General features: G+C 34.9%; 11 protein-coding genes. All 11 read left to right on the top strand.

Annotated features, from left to right (window positions below):
• Nucleotides 1-350 (top strand): Tim44/TimA family putative adaptor protein (locus tag AAGD76_RS06365; RefSeq protein ID WP_341820542.1); only part of this gene is annotated, 350 nt, incomplete at its 5' end.
• A gap of 17 nt (nt 351-367) precedes the next feature.
• Nucleotides 368-1,063, top strand: a complete 696-nt coding sequence (gene dnaQ, locus AAGD76_RS06360; protein ID WP_341820138.1) for a DNA polymerase III subunit epsilon — start codon at nt 368-370, stop codon at nt 1,061-1,063.
• A gap of 44 nt (nt 1,064-1,107) precedes the next feature.
• Entirely contained in the window at nt 1,108-1,716 is a 609-nt protein-coding gene (locus AAGD76_RS06355; RefSeq protein ID WP_010962368.1) for an SCO family protein, read from the top strand.
• Nucleotides 1,717-1,746: 30 nt separating this feature from the next.
• Nucleotides 1,747-2,007: a hypothetical protein gene (locus AAGD76_RS06350; protein ID WP_010962369.1), complete on the top strand. Its 261-nt coding sequence runs from the start codon at nt 1,747-1,749 to the stop codon at nt 2,005-2,007.
• Between the two features lie 299 nt (nt 2,008-2,306).
• On the top strand, nt 2,307-2,429 hold the full coding sequence (locus AAGD76_RS06345; protein WP_010962370.1) for a hypothetical protein: 123 nt from the start codon (nt 2,307-2,309) through the stop codon (nt 2,427-2,429).
• 95 nt (nt 2,430-2,524) lie between these two features.
• On the top strand, nt 2,525-4,912 hold the full coding sequence (gene gyrB / locus AAGD76_RS06340; RefSeq protein WP_264329768.1) for a DNA topoisomerase (ATP-hydrolyzing) subunit B: 2,388 nt from the start codon (nt 2,525-2,527) through the stop codon (nt 4,910-4,912).
• Nucleotides 4,913-5,005: 93 nt separating this feature from the next.
• Entirely contained in the window at nt 5,006-5,263 is a 258-nt protein-coding gene (locus AAGD76_RS06335) for a hypothetical protein (RefSeq protein WP_010962372.1), read from the top strand.
• A gap of 337 nt (nt 5,264-5,600) precedes the next feature.
• The gene (locus AAGD76_RS06330) at nt 5,601-5,864 is read left to right on the top strand and encodes a transposase (RefSeq protein WP_341820137.1); all 264 of its coding nucleotides are present in this window, start codon (nt 5,601-5,603) and stop codon (nt 5,862-5,864) included.
• A gap of 31 nt (nt 5,865-5,895) precedes the next feature.
• A complete protein-coding gene (locus AAGD76_RS06465; RefSeq protein ID WP_080717636.1) occupies nt 5,896-6,249 on the top strand; it encodes an IS3 family transposase in 354 nt (117 codons plus the stop codon).
• Between the two features lie 84 nt (nt 6,250-6,333).
• Nucleotides 6,334-6,498, top strand: a complete 165-nt coding sequence (locus tag AAGD76_RS06325; RefSeq protein WP_156768648.1) for a DDE-type integrase/transposase/recombinase — start codon at nt 6,334-6,336, stop codon at nt 6,496-6,498.
• Nucleotides 6,488-6,652 carry an IS3 family transposase gene (locus tag AAGD76_RS06320; RefSeq protein WP_080717620.1) on the top strand — a complete coding sequence of 55 codons (165 nt, stop codon included), beginning with the start codon at nt 6,488-6,490 and terminating at the stop codon, nt 6,650-6,652. The genes AAGD76_RS06325 and AAGD76_RS06320 overlap by 11 nt, the downstream gene beginning before the upstream one ends.
• Nucleotides 6,653-6,712: the final 60 nt, after the last annotated feature.

Here is a 6,712-nt window from a genome sequence, read left to right as displayed (position 1 = left end):
TGTCTCAGTTAAAACCACTTCTCGATAAAGACTTATATGATAATTTTGCAGGGAAGATTAAACATCGTAAAGAGGTGCACGAGTCTATAATTGTTTCTATCGTTTCACAAAAGATTTTAGAAATAAAGCTAGTAAAAAACGCAGTGTTTATTGCAGTATATTTCCTTTCAGAGCAAATTAACTTCGTTAAGAACAATGAAGGAGATATAATATCAGGTAGTACATCCACTATTAATAAAGTTGAGGATGTATGGCAATTCAAAAAAAATGTTAATTCATCAGACCCAAGCTGGTTGCTTGTTTCTATTCACTATAAAAAGACAAGTAACGATAAGACAAATGATAAGTAAGATGAGTTTTATTTGAAATGGAAAGCAAGCTACGCGAAATAGTACTTGACACTGAAACGACAGGTCTTGACACTGAATCTGGTCATCGAATTATTGAAATAGGGTGTGTGGAATTAATTAACCGCATTCCAACAGGTAAAGTATTCCATCGGTACCTTAACCCAGAAAGAGATATACCTTATCACTCGTTTAAGATTCACGGTATTAGTGAAGAATTTTCAGAAGATAAACCATTATTTTCAGATGTTGCACTTGAATTTCTTGACTTTATATCTAATGATATTTTGGTAATTCACAACGCTGAATTCGATGTTAAGTTCCTTAACATGGAGTTAAGCAAGCTGAATGCTAGGTTAATTTCCTCAGACAGAGTGCTAGATACATTACCTCTTGCGAGGAAAAAATTCGCAGGATCACCTGCTTCTTTGAATGCATTATGTAAGCGTTTTGATATATCGCTAGAGAATAGAGAATTGCACGGAGCACTAGTTGATGCTCAATTGCTTGCAAAGGTATATGTTGAACTTACAGGAGGGTTACAAACCTTTCTGTTTGATAATGAATACAATCAGGACAGTAACTCCACATTCGTTCAGCATAAAGTACGTAATCTAACTCCCAGAGAACATTTACCAAATAGTAAAGAAATTGATGAACATAAGAAACTGTTAGACAAAATTAACAATACACTTTGGAATAAATATATTGAATAGGTTAACCAATAAAGATACAATTCAATTTTACTGAGAGCATTCTAATGGTAAGGTTTATAAGATTATTATCTAATGTGCTAGCAGCATTAGCAGTTGTTTTTTTAGGTTATTGTTATTTCACTAAAAAAGGCATATTTGCCCCAGCAGCGATTCACAACGCAGAAGTTAAGATAGGCGGAGATTTTTCTTTAATTAATCAGGACGGACAGATCTTGCGCAGTAGTGATTTTAAAGATAAATACATGATGATTTTCTTTGGGTTTTCCTCATGCAAAAGAATTTGCCCTATGAACCTTGGAATAATTTCAGAAACACTTGCAAAGTTAGATGAGAAAACTAACAACAAGCTACAAACATTCTTCATCACAGTCGATCCTGAGCGCGATAGCACGGAAAGACTTAAAGAATTTCAGCAGCAATTTGACCACAGAATACAAATGTTAACTGGTGAAAGAGAAAAAATAGACGAAGTAATTGCAAAGTATAAAGTATATGCTAGCAAAGTTGGTGGAGAAGAAGAAATCAACCATTCTTCAATAATGTACCTTATTGGCCCTGGAGGAAAATATGTTACACACTTTGCAGCTGATTTAAATTCAGACGAAAGTCAATCTGATAAGATTTTGGCTGAGATAAGAAAATACGTAAACTGAATTATAGATTTTTCTGTTAATTAGTCGAGCATGCAACTGCATGAGCATTATGATTTGAGAGCAATCTCCATGGGAAGACACACACAACTGTACGAACGTTGTAGTTTGGGAGCAATTCCCACCAGTGGGGTGTCATCCCAGTGCCCAGACACTGGGATCCAGCTTCTATGCAACTTAATTAAAAACGTTTGTTTTAGCGTAAGACAACTACCTTTAGCTCATCAGCTCAGTTATAAGCAAAATTTCTGGATTCCAGTGGGCTTTGTTGCATCGCTACTTATGAAAGGCTAACTATAGTTAGGATTATAAGTAACCTATTGAAAATCTTGTTTTTTTGCAATCAATCTGATCAAATTTAAGAATAGTAATTTATTATTTACATTAATAAATTTAATTCTATTGAAAATAGCTAAAGCATTGAAATTCTTGAATTTTAGCCGGATTAGTGAGTGGTAGTGAAATTTCTTTTACTCAAATTTAGGTATTCACTGACCGTTCTTGTTATAAATACCAGAATAATAAGCTACTGATATTCTCCATCTTTTTTATCTTTAATCCATCATAGCTAGCGATGCAACAAAGCCATTCCAGTGTCAAGCACTGGAATGACATCATCTGTTGTGCAATTTACCTTCAAAAATGAATGTTCGTACAGTTATGGAAGACACATTGGAATGACACTATTTGCTGTCTTCAAAAATAAACATTCGTAAAGTTGTACTTTTAATATGGGTTATCAGTTTAAAAATGTTGCTAATCAGCATATATGAATGTAATATTAATTAACATTCATAAACGAAGCAATACCATGGAAAATAGTTATAATGCCGATGCAATAAAAATCTTAAGGGGTCTTGATGCTGTAAGGAAACGTCCAGGTATGTACATTGGTGACACTGACGATGGATCTGGCTTGCACCACATGGTATATGAGGTTGTTGATAACGCAATAGATGAATCTTTAGCTGGATATTGTGATCAAATTGAAGTTAGCATAAATAAAGATGGTTCAGTATCTGTAACTGATAATGGTCGTGGCATTCCAACTGACATTCATGAAGAAGAAGGAATATCAGCAGCAGAGGTAATAATGACTCAACTCCATGCTGGTGGTAAATTTGACAGCAATACCTATAAAGTTTCTGGGGGATTACATGGTGTTGGAATCTCAGTTGTGAATGCATTATCAAGCTGGTTGGAATTAATTATTTGGCGCAATAAGAAAGAACACTTTATGCGTTTTGAAGATGGTGAGTCTATTGAACCTTTAAAGGTAGTCAACGAAAATACAAACAAAAGAGGAACTAAAGTCACGTTCATGCCATCAACAGAGACTTTTAATGGCATTAATTTCAGTTACTCAACGCTTGAAAGTCGTATAAGAGAATTAGCATTTTTAAATTCAAATATCGACATTACTTTACGTGATCTGCGCAATGAACCATATACAGAATCTCATTTCAATCAGAGCAATCAATCTAAAGACAATTTTGGTACAGCAAATTTTGTGCAGTATTTAGATAAGAATAAGACACATGTAACTAAAATTGCCAGTATGAAAGGAGATGCAGAAGATCTTGGCATCAGCTTGGAAATATCGATGGAATGGAATGATTCCTACTATGAGAATATGTTGTGTTTCACTAATAATATACGGCAACGAGATGGTGGTACGCATTTGGCAGGATTTAGATCTGCACTAACTAGATGTATCAATACCTATGCAACTAATGAAGGGTTTTTAAAGAAAGCAAAAGTAAATTTAACTGGAGAGGACGTTAGAGAAGGTTTAACTTGTGTTTTATCTCTTAAGATGCCTGATCCTAAGTTTTCTTCACAAACAAAAGATAAACTAGTTAGTTCTGAAGCACGTGCAGTTGTAGAAAGTATAGTTTCTGATAAATTGAGCACAATCCTTGAAACTGATCCCAAATTGGCAGCAAGCATAGTAGAAAGAGCAATCAGGTCAGCAAAAGGAAGAGAAGCTGCAAGAAAAGCGCGCGAGCTAGTTAAAAGCAAAAACAATATTGATATTGCAACTCTGCCAGGAAAGCTTGCTGATTGTCAGGAAAAAGCTCCTGAGTTATCGGAATTATTTATAGTAGAGGGTAATTCAGCAGGTGGTACTGCAAAGCAGGGGCGTAATCGTAAAACACAAGCAGTGCTTGCCTTAAGAGGAAAAATTCTAAACGTAGAACGTGTAAGTTTAGATCGTATTTTTTCATCTGCAGAAATAGGCTCTTTAATTACTGCAATTGGTGCTGGAATAGGGAGTGAACACTTCGATATTGAAAAAGCTAGATATCATAAAATTATCATCATGACAGATGCAGATGTTGATGGTTCACATATAAGAACTTTGATTCTAACTTTCTTTTTTAGACATATGCGTGAAGTTATTGAAAAAGGTTACTTATACATAGCACAGCCACCCCTCTATAAAGTTACAAAGAATGCCAAAGACACTTATATTAAAGATGACGAAACTTTTGAAGAGTATATAATAAACTCAGCAGTTAAAAGATTAACACTAAGTGGTACAGCTACAGAATTTAACAACTTGCGCCTTATTTTGAATAAATGCGTTAGCACTTCTAATATTAGCAAAAATTATGATAGAGAAATACCACAAAATCTCTTAGAGTCATTGCTAATTTTAAGTAAAAAGAATGCTCTATCATCGGCTGATGAGATATTAAAGTATTTGAAGTTAATGTACAGCGAATACACTTGGGAAGTGGAAATAAAAGATGAAGAAAAAGAAATTCATATCTCTAAATTGTTTCAAGGATTGGCAGACAAATATATATTTGCACTTAGTATGCTTGAAGGCAAAGATATGCAAAACATATTAAGTTTGCTTGATGGTATAAGTAATTTATTTAATGGTGATTCATTTTTAAAGTCACAAGAAACTGAAATAAGAATCACTTCTCCAAGTACGCTTGCAAAAATAATAATGGACTATGGTAAAAAAGGTTTAACTCTGCAGAGATTTAAAGGTCTTGGTGAAATGAATGCTGATCAGCTATGGGATACTACGTTAAATCCTGAGGCTAGAACTTTATTAAAGGTTGAAATAAAAGATTGTGAAGAAGCTGATTCCATATTTTCAATATTAATGGGTGATATAGTTGAACCACGCCGTGATTTTATTAATAGCAATGCACTTAATGTGCATGATGTTGATATTTGAACTTTTAGCAAAATGTACGAACGTTACGGGTTTAAGCAAAGACTGTGTCATTCAAGTAGCTGACACTGGTTCCTTTATAACGGTGTCATTCCAGTGCTTGACACTGGAATCCAGGTTGCTCACAAGCAAACTAGCATAGAAAGTGGTTACAACGTTTTCGATGAGATTGCAGAAAGGCTGGATTCCAGTGTCAAGCACTGGAATGAAAGCAGTCCTACGTCATGCCGCGATTCATTCGCGGTATCTCTAGATCCCGCTAACAAGCAGCGGGATGACGGTTGTCAGGGTGTCATCCCACTACCTTCTCCTGTCATCCCAGTGCCTCCCTCCCCTGTCATCCAAGTAGCTTGACACTTGTATCTTTATGATGTGAGGCATTAGAGCTAAAATACCTCACAGGGAGGGTGAAGCTGATGCAACGCTAATGCCATTAAGGCCGAATCCCAGATTTTGCTTCCCTCCCATAGAGTTATAGCTCTTCTCATAATAATCCCAATAAGGTAAGAATGGATTTATGGTAGAGGGGTTTGTATGCCAGCAGCGTATAGTTACGACTTAAGGAAAAAAGCAATGGAAGCATTGGATGAAGGAGAAAGTAGAGCAACTGTTGCCAAGTGACCTTACCCAGAAAAAGTGGAGAGAAAGAAAGGAGTTTTTTCGGGTAAAATAAAATTTTGGAGGATTAGAAATGGCAAGAGAATATACGGCAGAATTCAAATTGGAAGCTGTTAAACTGGCAAATGAACAAAGAAAGACAGGTCAAACAATTACAAAAATAGCAAAGGATTTAGGAATAAAGGGTGGTTTATTAGGAAAATGGATAAAGAAACACAACGAAAAAAAGTCGGCAGCAGATGCATTTCCAGGTAGAGGTAACATGGCTCCTTACGACAAAGAGAGGTTTGATTTACAAAGAGAGTTAGCAAGAGTAACAAGGGAAAGAGACATTTAAAAAAAAGCCCTGGCCAGTCAAAAAGAGTAAAATATTTTTTTATATAGTAACTGCTATAAAGTACAGGAATTATGTAGGATTTTCTGCTAGTGGCTACTATAAGTGGACCACAAGAAAAATAAGCAGTAGAGAATCAGCAAATAAAGAGCTACTCGCAGCTATTCAAAAAATATATCAAGTTTCTAAATGTAGATATGGAGCTCCTAAAATTCATGCTGAATTGAAGGCTTTGGGTAAAAGTTGCAACTTAAAAACAGTGCAAAGTATTATGCAGAAAAATGGTATTCAGGCTATATTGAGAAGAAAATTTAAAATTAAGAAACAACAAACGGACAGTAGCTCCCAATATATTAGACCAAAACTTTATTGTCGATCAACCAAATAAAGTATGGGATTACTTATATAAAAACCAAAGAAGGATGGCTATATTTGGCAACAATAATCGATCTATATTCACGCATGGTAGTTAATGAGCAGTTCAATAAATAAACAATTGGTTATGGACTCTTTATTAATGGCCGTTAACAAGCGTAAACCTGCCAAAAATCTACTATTACATAGTGATCAAGGTTCACAATATACTTCGCAAGGTTATCAATATCTCTTATCCATAAAAAACATAGATGAGTTATAAAGGTTGTTGTTACGACAATTCTGTTGTGGAAAGCTTCTTCAGTTCTCTAAAAAGGGAGTTACCAATAGACACCTCTCGGCACTCTAAACAGCATATCAAAACTGCTATATTTGAATATATAGAAATTTTTTATAACAAACAACGTCACTATTAACTATTGCATTCCTGAGCATTTTGATTCATCATTCTCTTTGTGAAAAACATTCCAAACTTT

The sequence above is a fragment of the Wolbachia endosymbiont (group A) of Cydia strobilella genome, assembly GCF_964026745.1.
Lineage (GTDB): Bacteria > Pseudomonadota > Alphaproteobacteria > Rickettsiales > Anaplasmataceae > Wolbachia > Wolbachia pipientis.
The sequence above is the reverse complement of the archived record's forward strand: the minus strand, read 5'-3'. Positions and strand labels throughout refer to the sequence as shown.

Excerpts from the sequence above, each read along its gene's own strand:
- dnaQ (WP_341820138.1), top strand. The coding sequence starts at position 368 with ATGGAAAGCAAGCTACGCGAAATAGTACTTGACACTGAAACGACAGGT.
- AAGD76_RS06355 (WP_010962368.1), top strand. The coding sequence starts at position 1,108 with ATGGTAAGGTTTATAAGATTATTATCTAATGTGCTAGCAGCATTAGCA.
- AAGD76_RS06350 (WP_010962369.1), top strand. The coding sequence starts at position 1,747 with ATGCAACTGCATGAGCATTATGATTTGAGAGCAATCTCCATGGGAAGA.
- gyrB (WP_264329768.1), top strand. The coding sequence starts at position 2,525 with ATGGAAAATAGTTATAATGCCGATGCAATAAAAATCTTAAGGGGTCTT.
- AAGD76_RS06330 (WP_341820137.1), top strand. The coding sequence starts at position 5,601 with ATGGCAAGAGAATATACGGCAGAATTCAAATTGGAAGCTGTTAAACTG.
- AAGD76_RS06325 (WP_156768648.1), top strand. The coding sequence starts at position 6,334 with ATGAGCAGTTCAATAAATAAACAATTGGTTATGGACTCTTTATTAATG.
- AAGD76_RS06320 (WP_080717620.1), top strand. The coding sequence starts at position 6,488 with ATGAGTTATAAAGGTTGTTGTTACGACAATTCTGTTGTGGAAAGCTTC.